This is a genomic window from Citrobacter sp. Cpo109 (assembly GCF_030332565.1).
Lineage (GTDB): Bacteria > Pseudomonadota > Gammaproteobacteria > Enterobacterales > Enterobacteriaceae > Citrobacter > Citrobacter portucalensis.
In genome coordinates this window covers 240909-262111 of the sequence record NZ_JAOWHQ010000069.1, presented here as the reverse complement: position 1 = coordinate 262111, position 21203 = coordinate 240909, and the positions used below count along the sequence as shown (strand labels likewise).

At 52.3% G+C, this 21203-nt stretch carries 22 protein-coding genes, 5 tRNA genes and 1 other RNA gene; 9 read left to right on the top strand and 19 right to left on the bottom strand.

Annotated features, from left to right (window positions below):
- The 3 genes from modB to OGY71_RS19210 all read right to left on the bottom strand — a co-directional run bounded on the left by modB (position 1) and on the right by OGY71_RS19210 (position 1797).
- Positions 1-690: a molybdate ABC transporter permease subunit gene (gene modB / locus OGY71_RS19220; protein ID WP_008784169.1), complete on the bottom strand. Its 690-nt coding sequence runs from the start codon at positions 688-690 to the stop codon at positions 1-3.
- Positions 690-1463, bottom strand: a complete 774-nt coding sequence (gene modA, locus OGY71_RS19215) for a molybdate ABC transporter substrate-binding protein (RefSeq protein ID WP_003831470.1) — start codon at positions 1461-1463, stop codon at positions 690-692. Before modA ends, modB begins: the two co-directional genes overlap by 1 nt.
- A 184-nt stretch (positions 1464-1647) precedes the next feature.
- On the bottom strand, positions 1648-1797 hold the full coding sequence (locus tag OGY71_RS19210) for an AcrZ family multidrug efflux pump-associated protein (RefSeq protein ID WP_003023026.1): 150 nt from the start codon (positions 1795-1797) through the stop codon (positions 1648-1650).
- Between the two features lie 129 nt (positions 1798-1926).
- Between OGY71_RS19210 and modE the strand changes: the two genes are divergently transcribed.
- The 7 genes from modE (at position 1927) to gpmA (ending at position 9717) form a co-directional block, all read left to right on the top strand.
- Entirely contained in the window at positions 1927-2715 is a 789-nt protein-coding gene (modE, locus tag OGY71_RS19205; protein WP_003831465.1) for a molybdenum-dependent transcriptional regulator, read from the top strand.
- Between the two features lie 67 nt (positions 2716-2782).
- Positions 2783-4255, top strand: a complete 1473-nt coding sequence (gene modF, locus OGY71_RS19200) for a molybdate ABC transporter ATP-binding protein ModF (protein WP_003831463.1) — start codon at positions 2783-2785, stop codon at positions 4253-4255.
- Positions 4256-4473: 218 nt separating this feature from the next.
- Complete coding sequence (galE, locus tag OGY71_RS19195) at positions 4474-5490, top strand: UDP-glucose 4-epimerase GalE (protein ID WP_286613552.1); 1017 nt, start codon at positions 4474-4476, stop codon at positions 5488-5490.
- Between the two features lie 9 nt (positions 5491-5499).
- Complete coding sequence (gene galT, locus OGY71_RS19190; protein WP_286613551.1) at positions 5500-6546, top strand: galactose-1-phosphate uridylyltransferase; 1047 nt, start codon at positions 5500-5502, stop codon at positions 6544-6546.
- Between the two features lie 3 nt (positions 6547-6549).
- The gene (gene galK, locus OGY71_RS19185; protein WP_126318789.1) at positions 6550-7698 is read left to right on the top strand and encodes a galactokinase; all 1149 of its coding nucleotides are present in this window, start codon (positions 6550-6552) and stop codon (positions 7696-7698) included.
- Positions 7692-8732, top strand: coding sequence for a galactose-1-epimerase (gene galM / locus OGY71_RS19180; protein ID WP_286613550.1), 1041 nt, complete (start codon positions 7692-7694; stop codon positions 8730-8732). Before galK ends, galM begins: the two co-directional genes overlap by 7 nt.
- 232 nt (positions 8733-8964) lie before the next feature.
- Positions 8965-9717 (top strand): 2,3-diphosphoglycerate-dependent phosphoglycerate mutase, encoded by a 753-nt coding sequence (gene gpmA, locus OGY71_RS19175; protein ID WP_003022999.1) that lies wholly within the window; start codon positions 8965-8967, stop codon positions 9715-9717.
- A 108-nt stretch (positions 9718-9825) separates the two neighbouring features.
- On the opposite strand, the gene aroG is transcribed toward gpmA, so the two are convergent.
- Complete coding sequence (gene aroG / locus OGY71_RS19170; protein ID WP_003831449.1) at positions 9826-10878, bottom strand: 3-deoxy-7-phosphoheptulonate synthase AroG; 1053 nt, start codon at positions 10876-10878, stop codon at positions 9826-9828.
- Positions 10879-11195: 317 nt separating this feature from the next.
- On the opposite strand from aroG, the gene OGY71_RS19165 reads away from it, so the two are divergent.
- The gene (locus tag OGY71_RS19165) at positions 11196-11570 is read left to right on the top strand and encodes a YbgS-like family protein (RefSeq protein ID WP_003022994.1); all 375 of its coding nucleotides are present in this window, start codon (positions 11196-11198) and stop codon (positions 11568-11570) included.
- Between the two features lie 113 nt (positions 11571-11683).
- A complete protein-coding gene (gene zitB / locus OGY71_RS19160) occupies positions 11684-12625 on the top strand; it encodes a CDF family zinc transporter ZitB (RefSeq protein WP_063940679.1) in 942 nt (313 codons plus the stop codon).
- Here the strand turns inward: zitB and pnuC are convergent.
- The 15 genes from pnuC to ybgC form a co-directional block, all read right to left on the bottom strand.
- Complete coding sequence (pnuC, locus tag OGY71_RS19155) at positions 12622-13341, bottom strand: nicotinamide riboside transporter PnuC (RefSeq protein WP_003831446.1); 720 nt, start codon at positions 13339-13341, stop codon at positions 12622-12624. The genes zitB and pnuC overlap by 4 nt on opposite strands.
- A 26-nt stretch (positions 13342-13367) precedes the next feature.
- Positions 13368-14411, bottom strand: a complete 1044-nt coding sequence (gene nadA / locus OGY71_RS19150) for a quinolinate synthase NadA (protein ID WP_286613549.1) — start codon at positions 14409-14411, stop codon at positions 13368-13370.
- Between the two features lie 281 nt (positions 14412-14692).
- Positions 14693-14825, bottom strand: a non-coding RNA gene (locus OGY71_RS19145) — RtT sRNA.
- Positions 14826-14847: 22 nt separating this feature from the next.
- A tRNA-Lys gene (locus OGY71_RS19140) sits at positions 14848-14923 on the bottom strand.
- A gap of 32 nt (positions 14924-14955) precedes the next feature.
- Positions 14956-15031, bottom strand: a tRNA-Lys gene (locus OGY71_RS19135).
- Between the two features lie 45 nt (positions 15032-15076).
- Positions 15077-15152: transfer RNA gene (locus OGY71_RS19130), tRNA-Lys, on the bottom strand.
- A 3-nt stretch (positions 15153-15155) separates the two neighbouring features.
- Positions 15156-15231: transfer RNA gene (locus OGY71_RS19125), tRNA-Val, on the bottom strand.
- Between the two features lie 36 nt (positions 15232-15267).
- Positions 15268-15343, bottom strand: a tRNA-Lys gene (locus OGY71_RS19120).
- A gap of 165 nt (positions 15344-15508) precedes the next feature.
- On the bottom strand, positions 15509-16300 hold the full coding sequence (gene cpoB, locus OGY71_RS19115; RefSeq protein ID WP_003831441.1) for a cell division protein CpoB: 792 nt from the start codon (positions 16298-16300) through the stop codon (positions 15509-15511).
- A gap of 9 nt (positions 16301-16309) precedes the next feature.
- Positions 16310-16828, bottom strand: a complete 519-nt coding sequence (gene pal / locus OGY71_RS19110) for a peptidoglycan-associated lipoprotein Pal (RefSeq protein WP_003022983.1) — start codon at positions 16826-16828, stop codon at positions 16310-16312.
- Between the two features lie 34 nt (positions 16829-16862).
- Positions 16863-18155: a Tol-Pal system beta propeller repeat protein TolB gene (tolB, locus tag OGY71_RS19105; protein WP_003022981.1), complete on the bottom strand. Its 1293-nt coding sequence runs from the start codon at positions 18153-18155 to the stop codon at positions 16863-16865.
- Positions 18156-18283: 128 nt separating this feature from the next.
- Positions 18284-19540, bottom strand: a complete 1257-nt coding sequence (tolA, locus tag OGY71_RS19100) for a cell envelope integrity protein TolA (protein ID WP_008784157.1) — start codon at positions 19538-19540, stop codon at positions 18284-18286.
- A 64-nt stretch (positions 19541-19604) separates the two neighbouring features.
- Positions 19605-20033 carry a colicin uptake protein TolR gene (gene tolR, locus OGY71_RS19095; RefSeq protein ID WP_003022978.1) on the bottom strand — a complete coding sequence of 143 codons (429 nt, stop codon included), beginning with the start codon at positions 20031-20033 and terminating at the stop codon, positions 19605-19607.
- Positions 20034-20036: 3 nt separating this feature from the next.
- Positions 20037-20729, bottom strand: a complete 693-nt coding sequence (tolQ, locus tag OGY71_RS19090) for a Tol-Pal system protein TolQ (protein ID WP_003022976.1) — start codon at positions 20727-20729, stop codon at positions 20037-20039.
- Positions 20726-21130, bottom strand: a complete 405-nt coding sequence (gene ybgC / locus OGY71_RS19085) for a tol-pal system-associated acyl-CoA thioesterase (RefSeq protein WP_003831439.1) — start codon at positions 21128-21130, stop codon at positions 20726-20728. Before ybgC ends, tolQ begins: the two co-directional genes overlap by 4 nt.
- Positions 21131-21203 lie beyond the last annotated feature (73 nt).

Here is a 21203-nt window from a genome sequence, read left to right as displayed (position 1 = left end):
TTATCGCCCTGTCCGCTCACGGCTAATACGCGCCAGCCATTCAGAAATCAGCAGCGAAATCAGCGCTAAAACAATAGAAATGATACACAACCTCGCCGCCGCGCTTTCGCCGCCGGGAGTCTGGATCAGGGTATACATCGCCGAAGGAATGGTGCGGGTTTCGCCAGGAATGTTGGAAACAAAAGTAATGGTTGCGCCGAATTCCCCGAGGGAACGCGCGAACGCCAGCACCGTACCGACAATAATTCCGGGCAGCATCAGCGGTAGCGTAATGGTCATGAATACGCGCCAGCGTCCAGCTCCCAGCGTGCGGGCCGCCTGCTCCAGCTTGACGTCAACACCTTCCAGCGCCAGACGAATTGCCCGTACCATCAGAGGAAAAGACATCACCGCCGCAGCCAGTACCGCACCGCGCCAGCTAAAAGCAAAGGTAATGCCAAACCAGTCGTACAGCCATTCACCGATGAATCCACGCCGCCCCATGGCGACTAACAGCAGATAGCCCACTACGACCGGCGGCAGAACCAGTGGCAAATGCAGAACGCTGTCGAGCAGCGCTTTGCCCGGGAACTTGCATCGCACAAGCAGCCAGGCAAAGAAGATCCCAAACGGCAAACTAAACAACACAGCCAGGGAAGAAACTTTCAGGCTCAGGATGACGGCCTGCCATTCAGGATCGGTCAGTATCATTACTTGGTCGTAAATCCATAGCGTTTAAAGATTTCAGCAGCCTGCGGTCCTTTCAGGTAATCATAGAACGCGCTAACCGTTGCGTTTTTGTGTCCATCAACAATCGCGATAGGGTATTCCACTTTTTTGTGCGAATCTTCCGGGAAAGTCGCAACAACTTTTACGCCCTTACTGGCGACAGCATCGGAACCATAGACGATCCCCAGCGGCGCTTCGTTACGCTCTACCAGTGCCAGCGCACCGCGCACGTCTTCAGCAGGAGCCAGTTTCGGGGCCAGGGTATCCCATGCACCCAGTTTTTGCAGCGCTTCTTTGGCATAAATGCCCGCCGGAACATGTTCTGGATCGCCAACAGCCAGGCGTCCACCGTTCAACAGACTGGTCCAGTTGGTTTTGCTGTCAATGGTGAAGTCTTTCTGCGCGCTGGCTTTCGGCGCAACCACCACCAGACTGTTACCCAGCAGCGTTTCACGCGATGCGGTATCAATCGACTTCTTGTCTACCGCGTAGTCCATCCATTTCTGATCGGCAGAAATAAACAGATCGGCCGGAGCGCCTGCTTCAATCTGACGCGCCAGCGTGGAAGAAGAAGCAAAAGAGGAGACAACATCAACGTTCTTCTCTTTTTTATATTGCGTTGCAATGTCCTGCATCGCGTTGGTCAGCGAAGCAGCTGCAAAAACGGTAATCTTTCCTTCATCCGCCAGCGCATGTCCGGCAACGGTAAGAGAAAGTGTTGCCCCTGCAAACAAGCGTAACCATGTACGTGCCATCTGTAACTCCTTTGCGTTTCGTTATGTAGGCGCAAATATAGCGAGTAAATCAAGATTTTCCCAGTGGTTATTGATACCAATTAGAGGTTACACAAAGAAAATATCGGCAGGGAAAGCAAGATCTTGAGAAAACGAGTTGGCAGGCAAAAAATATAAACGCCCGACTGAGCGGGCGTTTGGGGAATCAATGATTCTGTCTGGACTGGTCTTTCTGACCGATACCGGAGAAAATGTTAAACACTTCACCCAGTCCGTAAATCAGACCCAGAATGATGGCCATTACCACAGGTACCATGATTACGGCGAATACCAGACTTTTCAATAACTCTAACATGGTCAACTCCAGATATAGTCCTTAGTTGTATTCTAACCACATAACACAGAAAAGCACTCCCCTTTTGTGCGGTTGGCTTTGCGCGCGCGCGGTTTTCCGTCACAATACCCCTTTTGCCAGGAGCTTGTGATGCAGGCCGAAATCCTTCTTACGCTGAAACTTCAGCAAAAACTGTTTGCCGATCCCCGTCGCATTTCTCTGCTTAAACACATTGCGCTTTCCGGCTCCATCAGTCAGGGCGCAAAGGATGCAGGTATCAGTTATAAAAGCGCCTGGGATGCGATTAACGAAATGAACCAGCTCAGTGAGCAAACGCTGGTTGAGCGCGCCACTGGCGGCAAAGGCGGCGGCGGCGCGGTGTTAACGCGCTATGGCCAACGCTTAATCCAGCTGTATGATTTATTAGCGCAAATCCAACAGAAAGCCTTCGATGTTTTGAGCGATGACGATGCCCTGCCACTCAATAGCCTGCTGGCGGCGATCTCTCGCTTTTCGCTGCAAACCAGCGCCCGTAACCAGTGGTTTGGCACCATTACCGCCCGCGACCACGATCAGGTCCAACAGCATGTCGACGTCCTGCTGGCGGATGGCGAAACGCGCCTGAAAGTGGCAATCACTGCGCAAAGCGGCGAGCGTCTCGGGCTTGAAGAAGGCAAAGAAGTCCTGATTCTGTTGAAAGCGCCGTGGGTGGGAATCACTCAGGACGACGCCATTGCCCAGGCCGCCGATAACCAGTTGCAGGGTACAATTAGCCATATCGAACGCGGAGCTGAGCAGTGTGAAGTGTTGATGACCTTGCCAGACGGCCAGACGCTGTGCGCGACGTTGCCGATAGAGCAGACCCACACATTAACGGAAGGCGCTAACGTCACAGCATATTTTAATGCGGACAGAGTGATTATCGCCACACTGTGCTGAGTTAATTGACATCAGCCTGAAGAACACGTATCCCTGTTATTCATCGCTGCAAATAATGGGATACAAAATGTCATCATTGCAAATTTCGCAAGGCACGTTTCGTCTTAGCGACACAAAAACGCTCCAGTTAGATGCGTTGACGTTAAACGCGGGTGATAGCTGGGCGTTTGTTGGCTCTAACGGCAGTGGGAAATCTGCGCTGGCCCGCGCGCTGGCGGGCGAGTTGCCGCTCCTGAAAGGCGAACGCCGCTGCCAGTTCACACGTATTACCCGACTCTCCTTTGAGCAGCTCCAAAAGCTGGTCAGCGACGAGTGGCAGCGAAACAACACCGATCTTCTTAGTCCCGGTGAAGACGACACCGGGCGCACCACCGCAGAAATCATTCAGGATGAGGTTCACGACCCCGCCCGCTGCGCTACGCTGGCGCAGCAGTTTGGCATTTCTGCCCTGCTCAACAGGCGTTTCAAATACCTTTCCACCGGTGAAACCCGCAAAACTCTGCTCTGCCAGGCATTAATGTCCACGCCAGATTTGCTGATCCTTGATGAACCCTTTGACGGGCTGGACGTCGCGTCCCGCCGCCAGTTAGCAGATTTGCTCGCTGAGTTGCACCAGGCCGGTTTAACGCTGGTGCTGGTGCTAAACCGCTTTGATGAAATTCCCGAGTTCGTGCAGTTTGCCGGCGTGCTTGCCGATTGCACGCTGACGGAAACCGGCGCAAAAACAGACCTTCTGCAACAGGCATTAATCGCTCAGCTTGCCCATAGCGAACGGCTGGAAGGCATCCAGTTACCCGAACCGGATGAGCCTTCGGTGCGCCACACGTTGTCAGATAACGAGCCGCGCATTGTGCTTAACGACGGCACCGTCTCGTATAACGATCGCCCTATCCTGCATCATCTGAGTTGGCGGGTAAATCCGGGGGAACACTGGCAAATCATCGGTCCCAACGGTGCGGGGAAATCAACCCTGCTCAGTTTAATCACCGGCGATCATCCCCAGGGATATAGCAACGACCTGACCCTGTTTGGCCGCCGCCGGGGCAGCGGTGAAACTATCTGGGATATCAAAAAACACATTGGCTATGTCAGCAGCAGCCTGCATCTGGATTACCGGGTAAGTACGACAGTTCGCAACGTTATTCTCTCCGGTTATTTCGATTCAATCGGCATTTATCAGGCCGTCTCCGACAGGCAGCACAAGCTGGTACAACAGTGGCTGGATATTCTGGGCATCGATAAACGTACCGCGGATGCGCCATTTCATAGTCTTTCCTGGGGGCAGCAGCGGCTGGCATTGATTGTTCGTGCACTGGTGAAACATCCTACGTTGCTGATCCTTGATGAACCGTTGCAAGGATTAGATCCGCTCAACCGTCAACTGATCCGTCGGTTTGTGGATGTCCTGATCGGTGAAGGTGAAACTCAGCTTTTGTTTGTCTCTCATCACGCCGAAGATGCCCCGGGCTGCATTACCCATCGGCTAGAGTTTGTACCCGAGGGTGATATCTACGCCTATCGACAAACCTCTCTGCGTTAATTTTCATGTCAGGGCGTTTATCACGCCCTGTTTTCTGCTTTTTTTTTCAGACAAGTGCTGAAATAACAACCTAACATAATGATTTATAATAAAGTAACTGGCAGCATCGAGTGAAAACACCGGAGTGTAAACGATTCCACTAATTTATTCCGTGTCACACTTTTCGCATCTTTGTTATGCTATGGTTATTGCATACCATAGGCTTAACGGAGCGAATTATGAGAGTATTGGTTACAGGTGGTAGCGGTTACATTGGAAGCCACACTTGCGTGCAGTTGCTGAAAAACGGTCACGAAGTGGTGATCCTGGACAATCTCTGCAACAGCAAGCGCAGCGTACTGCCCGTCATTGAGCGTTTAGGCGGCAAGCATCCGACCTTCGTGGAAGGAGACATCCGTAACGAAGCGCTGATAACCGAAATTCTGCACGATCATGCCATTGATACGGTCATCCATTTTGCCGGTTTAAAAGCCGTTGGAGAATCCGTTGCCAAGCCGCTGGAGTACTATGACAACAACGTCAACGGCACTCTGCGTCTGGTGAATGCAATGCGCGCTGCTAACGTGAAAAACTTCATTTTCAGCTCCTCCGCGACCGTCTATGGCGATCAGCCGCAAATTCCTTACGTTGAAAGCTTCCCCACCGGCACGCCGCAGAGTCCGTACGGCAAAAGCAAGCTGATGGTGGAACAAATCCTGACCGATCTGCAAAAAGCCCAGCCCGACTGGAGCATTGCCCTGCTGCGCTACTTTAACCCGGTTGGCGCTCATCCATCGGGAGATATGGGGGAAGATCCGCAAGGTATTCCAAACAACCTAATGCCTTACATCGCGCAGGTAGCCGTTGGCCGCCGCGAGTCTCTTGCCATATTTGGCAATGACTACCCTACTGAAGATGGCACCGGCGTACGCGACTATATCCACGTGATGGATCTCGCCGACGGCCACGTTGCCGCCATGGAAAAACTGGCAGGCAAACAGGGTGTGCATATTTATAACCTCGGTGCAGGCATCGGCAGCAGCGTGCTGGACGTGGTCAACGCCTTCAGCAAAGCTTGCGGTAGACCGGTGAATTACCATTTCGCCCCGCGCCGTGATGGCGATCTTCCGGCCTACTGGGCTGATGCCAGCAAAGCCGATCGCGAGCTCAACTGGCGCGTGACCCGCACACTGGATGAAATGGCGCAAGATACCTGGCACTGGCAGTCACGCCACCCGCAGGGATATTCGGATTAAGGACCAATCATGACGCAATTCAATCCTGTCGATCATCCACATCGCCGTTTTAACCCGCTCACCGGGCAGTGGATCCTCGTCTCACCGCATCGCGCCAAACGCCCGTGGCAAGGGGCGCAGGAAACTCCGTCTAAGCAGGTACTGCCTGCACATGACCCGGACTGCTTCCTGTGCGCTGGCAATACGCGAGTTACCGGCGACAAAAACCCGGATTACACCGGGACCTATGTCTTTACCAATGACTTTGCGGCGCTGATGTCCGATACCCCGGACGCACCGGACAGTCACGATCCGTTGATGCGCTGCCAGAGCGCACGCGGTACCAGCCGTGTGATTTGCTTCTCACCCGATCACAGCAAAACGTTGCCGGAACTCAGCGTCCCTGCACTGACAGAAATCGTAAAAACGTGGCAGGAACAGACCGAAGACTTAGGGAAAACCTACCCTTGGGTGCAGGTATTTGAGAATAAAGGCGCAGCGATGGGGTGCTCGAACCCGCACCCACACGGACAAATTTGGGCCAACAGCTTTTTGCCTAACGAAGCCGAACGTGAAGATCGCCTGCAGAAAGCGTACTTCGCCGAACAAGGCGCGCCGATGCTCGTTGATTACGTCCAGCGAGAACTGGCGGATGGCAGCCGTACGGTCGTTGAAACCGAGCACTGGCTGGCGGTTGTACCTTACTGGGCCGCGTGGCCGTTCGAAACGCTGCTGCTGCCGAAAGCGCATGTGCTGCGTATTACCGATTTGACCGACGAACAGCGTGCTGACCTGGCGCTGGCGTTGAAAAAACTGACCAGTCGTTATGACAACCTGTTCCAGTGCTCATTCCCCTATTCCATGGGCTGGCACGGCGCACCGTTCAACGGTGAAGTAAACCAACACTGGCAGTTGCATGCACACTTTTATCCGCCGCTGCTGCGTTCCGCGTCCGTGCGTAAATTTATGGTCGGATACGAAATGCTGGCAGAAACCCAGCGCGACCTGACGGCCGAACAAGCAGCTGAACGACTGCGTGCGGTCAGCGACATCCATTTTCGCGAATCCGGAGTTTAAATAATGAGTCTGAAAGAAAAAACACAATCTCTGTTTGCTGAAACATTTGGCTACCCTGCCACCCATACTATTCAGGCACCGGGTCGTGTGAACCTGATCGGTGAACATACCGATTATAACGACGGCTTCGTTCTGCCCTGCGCTATCGACTATCAAACCGTTATCAGCTGTGCGGCACGAGACGATCGAAAAGTCCGTGTGATCGCCGCTGATTACGAGAATCAGGTTGATGAGTTCTCGCTTGATGCGCCGATTATCGCTCATGACAGCCAACAGTGGTCAAACTACGTGCGTGGCGTAGTGAAACATCTGCAAAAGCGCAATAACGCCTTTGGCGGTGCTGATCTGGTGATCAGCGGTAATGTCCCGCAGGGTGCGGGCTTAAGTTCTTCTGCCTCGCTGGAAGTCGCTGTTGGTACGGTATTCCAGCAGCTCTATCATCTGCCGCTCGACGGCGCGCAAATTGCCCTGAATGGTCAGGAAGCTGAAAACCAGTTTGTCGGCTGTAACTGCGGCATTATGGATCAGTTGATCTCGGCACTTGGTAAGAAAGATCATGCGCTACTGATCGACTGCCGAACGCTGGGCACCAAAGCCGTTTCCATGCCTGAGGGCGTCGCGGTGGTGATCATCAACAGTAACTTTAAACGCACATTGGTCGGTAGCGAATACAACACCCGTCGCGAACAGTGTGAAACCGGCGCGCGCTTCTTCCAACAGCCAGCGCTGCGTGATGTCAGCCTTGAAGCGTTTAACGCCGTCGCCCACGAGCTGGATCCGATTGTCGCCAAACGCGTTCGCCACGTGATCACGGAAAATGCGCGTACCGTTGAAGCCGCGCAGGCGCTGGAAAAAGGCGACCTGCTGCGTATGGGCCAATTGATGGAGGAATCTCACGCCTCCATGCGCGATGACTTTGAAATTACCGTGCCGCAAATTGATACGCTGGTAGAGATTGTCAAAGCGACCATTGGCGATAAAGGCGGTGTCCGTATGACCGGTGGCGGCTTCGGCGGCTGCATCGTGGCGCTGATCCCGCAAGATTTGGTTCCTGCCGTACAGCAGGCCGTCGCGGAACAATACGAAGCGAAAACCGGTATCAAAGAAACATTCTACGTCTGCAAACCTTCACAAGGAGCAGGACAATGTTAAACGAAATCCCGGTGCAGGCTCCGGACGGTCAGCCGTTTCGCCTGCTCACCCTGCGCAATGACGCAGGGATGGTCGTCACGCTCATGGACTGGGGCGCGACACTGCTCTCTGCACGTATTCCGCTTAGCGATGGCAGCGTGCGCGAAGCATTGCTCGGGTGCGCCAGTCCGGAACAATACCCGGAGCAGGCTGCATTTCTGGGGGCTTCGATTGGTCGCTACGCCAACCGTATCGCCAACAGCCGCTATACCTTTGCCGGCGAAACCGTTGAATTAATACCAAGTCAGGGTGAAAACCAGCTGCATGGCGGGCCAGACGGTTTCGACAAACGTCGCTGGCAGATAGTCAATCAGAATGACCGTCAGGTGCTGTTCGCCTTAACATCTGACGATGGCGACCAGGGTTTCCCTGGCCATCTTTGCGCCACCGCGCAGTATCGCCTGACTGACGATAATCGTATTTCGATAACCTACCGCGCCACGGTCGATAAGCCCTGTCCGGTGAATCTGACGAATCACGTTTATTTTAACCTCGATGGTGACAAAACAGATGTGCGCCAGCATAAGCTGCAAATTATGGCAGACGAGTACTTGCCGGTTGATGAAATGGGCATCCCGCATGACGGGCTGAAATCCGTCGCTGGTAGCAGTTTCGATTTCCGCACGCCTAAAATCATCAGCAGTGAATTTCTTGCCGATGACGATCAGCGCAAGGTAAAAGGTTACGATCACGCCTTCCTGCTTCAGGCACAGGGCAATGCGCGTACGCCGGTCGCTCGACTGTGGTCCCAGGATGAAAAACTGCAGATGGTGGTATACACCTCCGCCCCGGCATTGCAGTTTTACTCCGGCAACTTCCTCGGCGGTACACCATCTCGCGGACCAGACGCCTACGAAGACTGGCAAGGTCTGGCGCTGGAAAGTGAGTTTCTCCCGGACAGCCCAAATCATCCTGAGTGGCAGCAGCCGGACTGCTTCCTGCGTCCGGGCGAAGAATATGCCATCGTGACGGAATATCAGTTTATTCCAGTCTGATCCTTTCCCCTCACAGGCCCGATGACGTAACGTAGCGGGCCTGTTATTTGTTTATCACAGTAGAACCGCTCAAATCCCCACCACTCAAAGACAAAATCGCAACCTTGAATTCACAAGAACCTTACACTGTGGCGCTATTTTCGCTATGGTTATGCGTAAGCATTGCCGCTGACGCTTTACGGCAATATAATGAGAATTATTATCATTCAATATGATTTATAGGAGTGAGTGTATGGCTGTAACTAAGCTGGTTCTGGTACGTCACGGTGAAAGTCAGTGGAACAACGAAAACCGTTTTACCGGTTGGTATGACGTTGATCTGTCAGAGAAAGGCGTGGGCGAAGCAAAAGCGGCAGGTAAACTGCTGAAAGAAGAAGGCTACAGCTTCGATTTTGCTTATACCTCTGTGCTGAAACGTGCCATCCACACCCTGTGGAACGTACTGGACGAACTGGATCAGGCCTGGCTGCCGGTTGAAAAATCCTGGAAACTGAACGAACGTCATTATGGCGCGCTGCAGGGTCTGAACAAAGCTGAAACCGCTGAAAAATACGGTGACGAGCAGGTTAAGCAATGGCGTCGCGGCTTTGCGGTAACACCACCGGAGCTGACCAAAGATGACGAGCGTTATCCAGGTCACGATCCGCGTTATGCGAAGTTGACCGACAAAGAGTTACCGGTTACCGAAAGCCTGGCGCTGACCATCGATCGCGTTATCCCCTACTGGAACGAAACCATTCTGCCGCGTATGAAAAGTGGTGAGCGCGTAATTATCGCCGCTCACGGTAACTCTCTGCGTGCGCTGGTTAAATACCTGGATAACATGGGCGAAGATGAGATCCTTGAACTGAACATCCCGACCGGCGTACCTCTGGTATATGAGTTCGACGAAAACTTCAAACCAATCAAACACTACTATCTGGGTAATGCTGACGAGATCGCAGCAAAAGCGGCAGCCGTTGCGAACCAGGGTAAAGCGAAGTAATTTTCATCCCGGGTCAAACGAAAAAAGCGTGGAATGCTCCACGCTTTTTTATTGCCGGATGACGGCGTTGCCTTATCCAGCCTACCGAGCGTAGCCCGGATGAATTTTTTAACCGCGGCGCGCTTTTACAGCATCCGCCAGCTGGCGCAACACCGCATCGGTATCTTCCCAACCAATGCAGGCGTCAGTGATACTTTTACCGTAGGTCAGCGGCTCACCGCTATCCGGGTTCTGATTACCTTCTACCAGATGGCTTTCGATCATCACGCCAATAATTGCTTTTTCGCCCCCAGCAACTTGTCCGCAAACATCTTTCGCGACATCCATCTGCTTTTTGAACTGCTTGCTGGAGTTGGCATGGCTAAAGTCGATCATCACCTGCGCTGAAAGCCCTGCTTTGATCAGACCTTCTTTCACGTCGGCAACGTGCTGAGCGCTGTAGTTCGGCTCTTTGCCGCCGCGCAAAATAATATGGCAATCGCCATTACCACTGGTATTTACGATCGCCGAATGGCCCCATTTGGTCACAGACAGGAAGCAGTGCGGTGCTCCCGCGGCGTTAATCGCATCAATCGCTACTTTTATCGTGCCATCAGTACCGTTTTTAAAGCCAACCGGGCAGGACAGACCAGACGCCAATTCGCGGTGCACTTGAGATTCTGTGGTACGTGCCCCAATCGCGCCCCAGCTCATCAGGTCGGCGAGGTATTGCGGCGTAATCATATCGAGGAATTCACCCGCAGCAGGCAATCCGCTGTCATTGATATCCAGCAGCAGTTTACGCGCAATGCGCAGCCCATCGTTGATCTGGAAGCTGTTGTCCATGTGCGGATCGTTGATAAGCCCTTTCCAGCCGACGGTAGTTCGCGGTTTTTCAAAATAGACGCGCATAACGATTTCAAGCTCGCCTTTTAACTCTTCACGCAGTGCCAGCAGGCGAGCGGCATACTCTTTGGCGGCTGCCGGATCATGAATAGAGCAAGGCCCAATCACTACCAGCAGGCGATCGTCACTCCCTTTCAGGATTTTATGAATTGCCTTACGGGCATGAGCTACCGTGTTTGCGGCATTTTCAGTAGCGGGGAATTTTTCCAACAATGCGACTGGCGGTAATAACTCGTTGATCTCTTTAATGCGTAAATCGTCGTTCTGATAATTCATGATTATTCCAGCGTTGCCATACTTATATAAATGAATGCAATCCCTCCAATCTATATCTTCAGTCATAAAGTGTAAACGGGGTTTTACACTTTGGACGGATTAATCCTGGAATTGGCCAAAAAAACGCAATAAAGTAGCGAAAAACGAGATCCAACCTACAATTTATAACTGTAACAGCTTTAATTTTCATAAATTTCAAGATTCTATGCTGGGTTTAATTTCTCTGGCAAAACTATTAACCACATATTGATGATGTAACTGGCACATGCACTGTTGGAAGACGTTATCCGACATATCGACCATAACAGGAGCATATTATGCATATGACAAAGCTGGCTTCACTCTTTCTTACCGCTACACTCAGCCTCGCCAGCGGCGCGGCGCTGGCAGCTGAAACCAATACGCAGTCCAATAACGGCCAGGCAAATTCCTCGGCGGATGCCGGTCAGGTCGCCCCAGACGCACGCGAAAACGTGGCACCAAATAATGTCGACAACAGTAACGTGAATTCGGGTGGCACAATGCTGCACCCGAACGGTTCATCAATGAACCATGAAGGGATGACCAAAGACGAGATGCACAAAAACACCATGTGTAAGGACGGTCGCTGCCCTGATGTGAATAAGAAGGTTGAGACCGGAAACGGCATTAACAATGATGCTGAGACAAAAACTGATGGCACTACGCAGTAACGCTGAAAATAAAGCTAATAATGGGAGAGCAATAGCTCTCCTTTTTAATTTTATCATCCCAAAAACGGTATGATGGCATACAGTAAAGATGAGAATAACAAAGGGATGGCATAATGGCGCACTCGCATACTCATACTTCTTCTGAGCAACCCAAGGACAATAATGCCCGCCGCTTGATGTTTGCATTCTGCATTACAGCCGGATTTATGTTGGTTGAAGTGGTGGGTGGATTACTTTCAGGTTCACTGGCCTTGTTGGCCGATGCCGGGCATATGCTCACTGATGCCGCAGCGCTCCTTTTTGCGCTGCTGGCCGTCCGGTTTTCCCAGCGCCCGCCCACAATACGACACACCTTCGGCTGGCTGAGGCTCACGACACTGGCCGCGTTTGTTAATGCCATCGCATTGGTCGTGATCACCATTTTAATCGTCTGGGAAGCCATTGAGCGTTTCCATACGCCCCGCCCCGTGGCTGGCGGCATGATGATGGTTATAGCTGTCGCGGGTTTACTGGCCAACGTGCTGGCTTTTTGGGTTCTACACCGCGGCAGTGAGGAGAAAAACCTGAACGTCCGCGCCGCGGCACTGCATGTGATGGGCGATTTACTCGGCTCGGTCGGGGCGATCATCGCTGCGCTGATTATTATCTGGACGGGCTGGACGCCTGCAGACCCGATTCTCTCGATTCTGGTTTCCGTGCTGGTACTGCGTAGCGCCTGGCGACTGTTAAAGGATAGCGTTAATGAATTACTGGAAGGCGCCCCGCTGACGCTGGATATCGCCGCACTGCAGCGCCATCTCAGCCGGGATATCCCTGAAGTCCGCAATGTACACCATGTCCATGTCTGGATGGTGGGTGAGAAACCGGTAATGACGCTGCATGTGCAGGTGGTTCCGCCGCACGATCACGACGCGCTGCTGGAGCGTATTCAGCACTTTCTTATCCATCACTACCAGATTGAACACGCCACGATCCAGATGGAGTATCAGCCGTGTAATGGGCCGGACTGCCACCTGTATCAGGGGGTATCCGGCCATTCACACCATCACCATTAATGGGACAGCGCGTGGGACCCCCGCTCACGCGCGCTGTTAATCCACATCCTGCTACCGTTCAGGGCGATAACAGTCAGGATCACATACTCCAGCGACATGGCATATACGCCTTGCAGGGCGAAAATCACTACGCTTATTACGTTAATGATCACCCACAGCAGCCAGTTTTCAACGTACTTACGCGTCATCAGGATCATCGCCGCAATCGACAACACCATCATGCAGGAGTCCCAGAATGGGAATGCATCGGGTTGCAACTCAGGCACAACAACCTGTAATCCCAATGCCTGCATAATGTTCACCGCAATGCGGGTCAGGAACGCAAAGACCGGATCGATATAGACCGACATCAGGCCGATCGCCACCACGCAAGCCGCCAGCCAGCCGATCGCTTTTGGTAACGGCAGCCAGCGAATTTTCAGTTCCGCTTCATGCTGGTTGGTTTGCCTGGACCAGGCATACCAGCCGTAGATGTTGGCGGCAAAAAAGAAAACTTGCAGCAACAGGCTTGCATAGAGCTGGATCTGAAAGAAGATAATCGCAAACAGCGTGACGTTTATCAGGCCGAAGAAGTAATTGCTGATTTTCTCAAGGCTCGCCAGGCCAATACACAGCAACCCGGCGATCGTCCCCACAGCTTCGATCCAAGACAGATCGTAACCGCCAGCGCCAATCGGAATATGTACCAGAATGTTCTGCGTGCTAAAAAAGTCCATCTTTTCCCCCAGAGCAAAAATATTAATTAAGCTCGAAGTGTAGCCGCAAATTCCAACATGCGGTTTAACGGCAACAACGCCCCTTCTCGCAGCCCAGCATCAACATGTATCTCATGAGCCGCTCCGCCTTGTTCCAGGCCCTCAGCAATCGCCTTGAGGCCGTTCATCGCCATCCACGGACAATGCGCACAGCTGCGACAGGTTGCCCCCTCACCAGCCGTCGGCGCTTCGAGTAACTCTTTATCCGGAACAGCCTGCTGCATTTTGTAAAAAATGCCCCGGTCAGTCGCCACAATCAGCTGTTGATGCGGTAACGATTTAGCTGCGTTGATTAACTGGCTGGTTGAGCCAACCGCATCGGCCATATCAACGATAGACTGGGGGGACTCCGGGTGCACCAACACCGCAGCATCAGGGTAAAGCCCCTTCATGCGTGTTAAAGCCTGAGTTTTAAATTCGTCGTGGACGATACAGGCCCCCTGCCAACAAAGAACGTCTGCACCGGTCTGTTTTTGTACGTAGTTGCCCAGATGTCTGTCCGGAGCCCAGATGATTTTTTCACCTAAACTATCAAGATGCTCAATAAGTTCTACCGCGATACTGGATGTGACGACCCAGTCCGCACGTGCTTTAACGGCGGCTGAGGTATTGGCGTAAACCACCACGGTACGATCCGGATGCGCATCGCAAAACGCGCTGAACGCATCAATCGGACAGCCCAGATCTAATGAGCATTCCGCCTGTAGGGTCGGCATCAGGATGGTCTTTTCCGGGCTGAGGATTTTGGCGGTTTCCCCCATAAATCTCACGCCTGCAACCAACAGCGTAGAGGCAGAATGCTTTGAGCCGAAACGCGCCATCTCCAGAGAATCAGAAATACAACCATCGGTCTCTTCGGCCAACTGCTGAATTTCGGGATCGGTGTAATAGTGCGCGACCATAACGGCATCACGCTCTTTCAGCAGGCGCTTGATTTTTTCACGATAAAATTGCTTTTCATCCACACTCAGCGGGGCTGGCTTCGGCGGAAACGGATAAATTGCTGCTTCTGGATCAAACATCACGCTCATCTTGCTTTCTCGTTTTACTGGCTTAACGAAATAACCGATTAAAAGCGTGACGCACGCCGTATTCGGTTAGATTTGTTTTATATGCTAAACAAGATAGCGGATTGGCGTAAGAAAGTCACAATAATTGCGTGTGATGAATACCGGAAGGCGACTGACGTCTTATCCGGCCTACGTGAATAGTGTCGTCTGTAGGACTGATAAGCGAAGCGCATCAGGCAAGCAGGTTCGAATCTTATAAATCGCAGATAGCAAAAAGGCGCCTTTAGGGCGCCTTTTTACACTGGTGGGGCGTGCAGGATGACTCGCTTTGCTCGCCCTCCGGGCCGTCGCCGTAAACGGCTCCGTTGTCTCACTACGTGAGACCCGAACCTGCTGCAGGTTCGAATCGTTAATTCTGCGCATAGCAAAAAGGCGCCTTTAGGGCGCCTTTTTACACTGGTGGGGCGTGCAGGATTCGAACCTGCGACCAATTGATTAAAAGTCAACTGCTCTACCAACTGAGCTAACGCCCCCTTATGGGGTTTACTTCTTTATACTTTCAGGATGGTGGGTCGTGCAGGATTCGAACCTGCGACCAATTGATTAAAAGTCAACTGCTCTACCAACTGAGCTAACGACCCGCTCGGGTATAACCTGAAAATTTTTACTCGGTACCACCAATAAATTGGTGGGGCGTGCAGGATTCGAACCTGCGACCAATTGATTAAAAGTCAACTGCTCTACCAACTGAGCTAACGCCCCGAGTGGTGGGTGATGACGGGATCGAACCGCCGACCCCCTCCTTGTAAGGGAGGTGCTCTCCCAGCTGAGCTAATCACCCGATACTGCGCTGGATACTACTTACTAACTAAGTTAGTGGTGGGTCGTGCAGGATTCGAACCTGCGACCAATTGATTAAAAGTCAACTGCTCTACCAACTGAGCTAACGACCCACTTTTTTTGCCGCTTTCGGGCTGTTTGATATCCCTTGGCAACGGCGGCATATATTACTGATTTCAGATTTTAGCGCAACAAAAATTTCGATGTAAATAACTCAACTGCTTAGGAATCACACGACGCGACCAGAATTAACACGATTTCTGGTCGCATGGTGTTCATTACATCGCGCCAAGGCGTTTTTGCGCTTGTTTCGCGCCATCAGTGCCAGGGTATTTAGTGATAACCTGCTGATAAACGGCTTTCGCTTTCTCTTTATCACCTTTGTCCTGCATGATGACACCGACTTTATACATCGCGTCTGCAGCCTTTGGTGATTTAGGGAAGTTTTTGACTACAGAAGCAAAATAGAACGCTGCATCATCTTTTTTCCCCTTGTTGTAATTCAACTGACCCAGCCAGTAATTCGCATTTGGCAGGTAAGTTGAGTCTGGGTACTTTTTAATGAAGTTCTGAAATGCTTCAATCGCGTCATCCTGGCGGGATTTATCCTGCACCAGAGCAATGGCCGCATTGTAATCGGTATTCGCATCGCCAGTTTGTACCGGAGCACCTGACGCTGCCGCTGCACCCGCATCAGGTGCAGGGGTTGCTGCTGCCCCACTCTGATCGCCGCCCGCTGATTGCGCCGCAGGTGCACTACCGCTGCCAAGATTATTCATCTGCAGCAATATCTGCTTCTGGCGTTCAACAACCTGATTCAGTTGATACTGATTTTCCTGAATTTGACCGCGCAGGGAATCAATATCGGACTGATTATCGGAGAGTTGTTGCTGGAGTTGGGTTAAAAGCTGACTGTGAGCGTTAGAAATACGCTCGAGTTGAGTGACACGGTCTTCGACCGAGCCAGAGCCGACACTACTGATTGGCGCCTGTGCAAAAGCGGCCCAGGGGGCCGCTATGCCAACCAGTAACGACAGACTCAACAGATGATGTCTGAAGTTACTGCTCATGCAATTCTCTTAGTAAACCAGTACGGCGCGACGGTTTTTGGCGTAAGCCGCTTCGTCATGACCCAGTACTGCAGGTTTTTCTTTACCGTAAGAAACGATGGAGATCTGGTCAGCAGAAACGCCTTTACCCTGCAGGTACATCTTAACGGCGTTCGCACGACGCTCACCCAGGGAGATGTTGTACTCAGGAGTACCACGTTCGTCCGCATGACCTTCTACGGTGACTTTGTAAGACGGGTTGCTACGCAGGAAGTTAGCGTGAGCATCCAGCATTGCAGCGAAGTCAGAACGGATATCGTACTTGTCCAGATCGAAGTAAACGATGTTGTTCTGCTGCAGCTGTTGCATCTGAAGACGCGCTTGCTCTTCAGAAGACATGTTGCCGCTGCCGTTTGCATCCATACCAGTGCCGGCACCCAGCATGCCTTCGCTGCCGTCATTGCTGGCGTTCTTGTTAGAAGAACACGCTGCAATAGCCATAACAGGCAGAGCAATCATCAGCCCTTTCAGCACTTTGTTCAGTTGCATTTCAATGATTCCTTTATTAATCAATTATTTATTATCACAGATACGGCGACCAGGCAGGGAATTTAACCTGTCCATCAGTTGCCGGAAGACGCGCTTTGAAACGCCCATCTGTAGAAACCAAATTCAGCACGGATCCCATCCCCTGAGAAGAGCTGTAGATTACCATAGTGCCGTTAGGTGCCAGACTTGGCGTTTCGTCCAGGAACGTTGACGACAGAACTTGTACGCCACCCGCTACCAGATCTTGTTTGGCAATGTGCTGCTGACCGTTGGCCGAGCTTACCATTACCATAAATTTACCGTCGCTGCTCACATCCGCATCCTGGTTTTGCGAACCTTCCCAGGTAATGCGCTGCGGAGCACCGCCGTTGACGTTAACTTTATAAACCTGCGGACGACCGGCCTGGTCAGAAGTAAAGGCCAGGTTTTGGCTGTCCGGGAACCAGGTAGGTTCCGTGTTGTTGCTACGACCATCCGTCACCTGACGGATCTGACCGGAACCAATGTCCATGACATACAGGTTCAGGCTACCGGTTTTAGACAGGGCAAACGCCAGTTTGCTGCCATCCGGAGAAAACGCAGGCGCACCGTTGTGACGTGGGAACGAGGCTACCTGACGAACCGCGCCGTTAGACAGTGTCTGAATAACCAGCGCAGAACGACCGCTTTCGAAGGTAACGTACGCCAGTTTTGAACCGTCCGGTGACCACGCCGGAGACATCAGCGGCTGCGGAGAACGGTGTACCACGAACTGGTTGTAACCATCGTAGTCGGACACACGTAATTCGTACGGGAACTGACCACCGTTGGTCTGAACAACATAAGCGATACGGGTACGGAATGCACCTTTAATGCCGGTCAGTTTTTCAAACACTTCGTCACTTGCAGTATGGCCCGCGTAACGCAGCCACTGCTTGTTCACTTTATAGGTGTTCTGTGCCAGTACGGTACCCGGTGCGCCACCGGTGTCAACCAGCTGATAGGCAACGCTGTAAGAACCATCCGGGTTCGGCGTAACCTGGCCGACGACTACGGCATCAATGCCCAGCGCAGACCAAGCGGCAGGTTGAACTTCCTGCGCGGTACCGGGCTGCTGAGGCAGACGAGAACGGTCTAACGGGTTAAATTTACCGCTGTTACGCAGGTCAGCACCTACGATACCACCGATATCTTCAGGTGCAGCACCCGGTCCTGCCCACTGGAAGGGGACAACACCAATCGGGCGCGCCGAGTCCACCCCCTGGGTAATCTCGATACGTACTTCTGCGTGCAGCACCGCTGCCCACAGCATCAGAAAACCAAATGCTACTCGTAATGCCTGCTTCATCATATCTCCCTTATCTGGACGGAAAGCCCACGATAATTTAGCAGAATGTTAACAAACTCAAATACACAAAACTACCAGAACTCTGTCTCAACCTTAGACCGTTTCCCCTGATTTCTCAGGGGTCGTTATTACAGTTTGAAGTCCAGTTTGGCATCTTTTACTTTTTCATAAACTGCCTGGCTAGGCGGTTTAGGAATTCTGGCGGTTTTCGCAGCCGTCAGCGCAGCCTGACACAATGCCGGATCCCCGCCCTCTTCGGTCACATCCAGTAACAGACCATCGGGTGCTAACTTGATATGTAATACGCAAGATTTACCTGCATACAAATCTGCACCATACAGACGGCTCTGGATCGCATTACGAATTTGAGATGCGTAAGCACTGATATCAGCGCCAGATGCACCGCCATTGGCACCACTTGTACCACTATCTTTCGCCGGTTGGCCGTTTCCTTTCGCTCCACCGCCCGATTTCGGTGCATTCTTACCGGAGCTCAGGTCGCCCAACAAGTCGTCAACGCCAGAGGCTGCAGCGGCTTTTTCGGCCGCAGCCTTTTTAGCAGCAGCTGCTTTATCTGCCGCAGCTTTCTTATCGGCAGCGGCTTTCTCAGCTGCAGCTTTTTTGTCTGCTGCTGCTTTTTCTGCAGCGGCTTTCTTATCAGCCGCCGCTTTTTCAGCAGCGGCAGCTTTCGCGGCAGCGGCTTTTTCTGCTTTCTCAGCAGCAGCTTTCTCGGCTGCAGCTTGCTTAGCGGCTTCAGCCTGTGCTTTCTTCGCAGCGTCCGCAGCTGCCTTAGCAGCTTGTGCTTCTGCAGCTTTCTTCGCATCAGCGGCGGCTTTAGCGGCTTCAGCCTCAGCTTTTTTCTGTGCGTCTGCAGCGGCTTTCTTCGCGGCATCTGCCGCTTGCTTAGCCTGAGCATCAGCTTTAGCCTTCGCGTCTGCAGCAGCCTTCGCCGCAGCCTCTTCAGCCTGTTTCTGTTGCTCTTGCGCTTTCGCTGCGGCGGCTTCAGCTTGCTTCTGCTGTTCCGCCTGTTCGCGCACTTTTTCCTGCGCGGCTAAACGTTCTTTTTCCAGCTGCTTCAGTCGCTCTTGCTCAGCTGCCTGCTTCTCGCGAAGTTCTTCAGCTTGCTGCTGCGCCTGCTTTTCACGCTGCTCTTCAGCACGTTTCGCACTTGCCTGCTGTTGCTGCTGCCTGTCGTACTGTTGCACAACGGCGCCAGGATCGACCATAACGGCGTCGATGGACGAACCGCCACCGCCGCCGGCTGAAGCATCAATGTGCTCATCGAACGAACTCCAGATCAGCGCTGCAAATAAAATGACATGCAGCACCGCTGAAATAATTATCGCCCTTTTGAGCTTGTCGTTTTGTTCGGTTGCCTTTGACACTCTCGGTTCCCAAAAAACTGTTCGCCTGTTACGTGCTATCTTTCAAGCCAGCAAAACGCAGTCATCAGATTGGCTGCGTCATCAAGCCAACCGATTTTACGCCTGCACTGTGTAACAAGTTCAGCGCTTTAATTATTTCATCATAAGGCACGTCTTTCGCACCACCGATTAAAAAGACCGTTTTCGGATTGGTCTGCAGGCGGCTTTTCGCTTCCGCGATAACCTGCTCCGGCGGCAGTTGATCCATACGATCTTTCTCAACCACCACGCTGTATTGCCCAATACCGGAAACTTCAATAATGACCGGGGGTTCGTCGTTACTGCTGACGGCTTGCGACTCGGTCGCATCCGGCAGGTCGACTTCCACACTCTGTGTAATGATCGGTGCGGTTGCCATAAAGATCAGCAACAGCACCAACAGTACGTCGAGCAGCGGTACAATATTGATTTCGGACTTGAGTTCGCGACGACCTCGTCCACGCGTTCTGGCCATGGCTTACCCCTTGTTGCTCTCGCTAACGGTAAACGCCTGGCGGTGCAGAATCGCGGTGAACTCTTCCATAAAGTTGTCGTAATTCAGTTCCAGTTTGTTCACGCGCTGGTTCAGACGGTTGTAGGCCATAACCGCCGGGATTGCCGCAAACAGACCGATAGCCGTTGCAATCAACGCTTCTGCGATACCCGGTGCGACCATTTGCAGCGTCGCCTGTTTTACCGCGCCCAGCGCGATAAATGCGTGCATGATCCCCCAAACGGTACCGAACAGACCGATATACGGGCTGATGGAGCCAACGGTGCCGAGGAATGGAATATGCGTTTCCAGCGTTTCCAGTTCACGGTTCATCGAGATACGCATCGCACGGGAAGCCCCCTCTACGACCGCTTCCGGCGCGTGGCTATTTGCCCGATGCAAACGCGCAAATTCTTTGAATCCGCTATAGAAAATTTGTTCCGAGCCCGCCAAATTATCACGACGCCCCTGGCTTTCCTGGTACAGGCGCGACAATTCAATGCCGGACCAGAACTTATCTTCAAATGCTTCGGCTTCACGCGAAGCAGCATTAAGAATACGGGTCCGTTGGATGATGATGGCCCAGGATGCGATTGAGAAACCAATCAAAATCAACATGATAAGTTTAACCAGAAGGCTTGCCTTCAGGAACAAATCAAGGATATTCATGTCAGTCACTGCTTAAACTCCGCGACAATAGACTTGGGAAGCGCACGAGGCTTCATTTTGAGTGGATCAACGCAAACAATCAGAACTTCGGCTTCATTCAGCACGGTGTTCTCTGCGTTGACAATGCGTTGCGTGAAAACCAATGAGGTGCCACGCATTGACGTAATTTCGGTTTGAACTTCGAGCATATCGTCGAGCCGGGCAGGCGCAAAATACTCGAGGGTCATCTTGCGCACCACAAAGGCTACACGTTCGGCCAACAGGACCTGCTGACTGAAGTGATGATGACGAAGCATTTCTGTGCGTGCTCTTTCATAAAAAGCGACGTAACTGGCGTGGTAAACCACCCCACCGGCATCGGTATCTTCATAATAGACACGAACCGGCCATCGAAACATATACTTATTCATTCCTACTGCCTCTTTGTTGGCTTCGCCCACTCGCACCAGTTACTTACCTTTGTAAGCGTCTGGTGATTCGCGT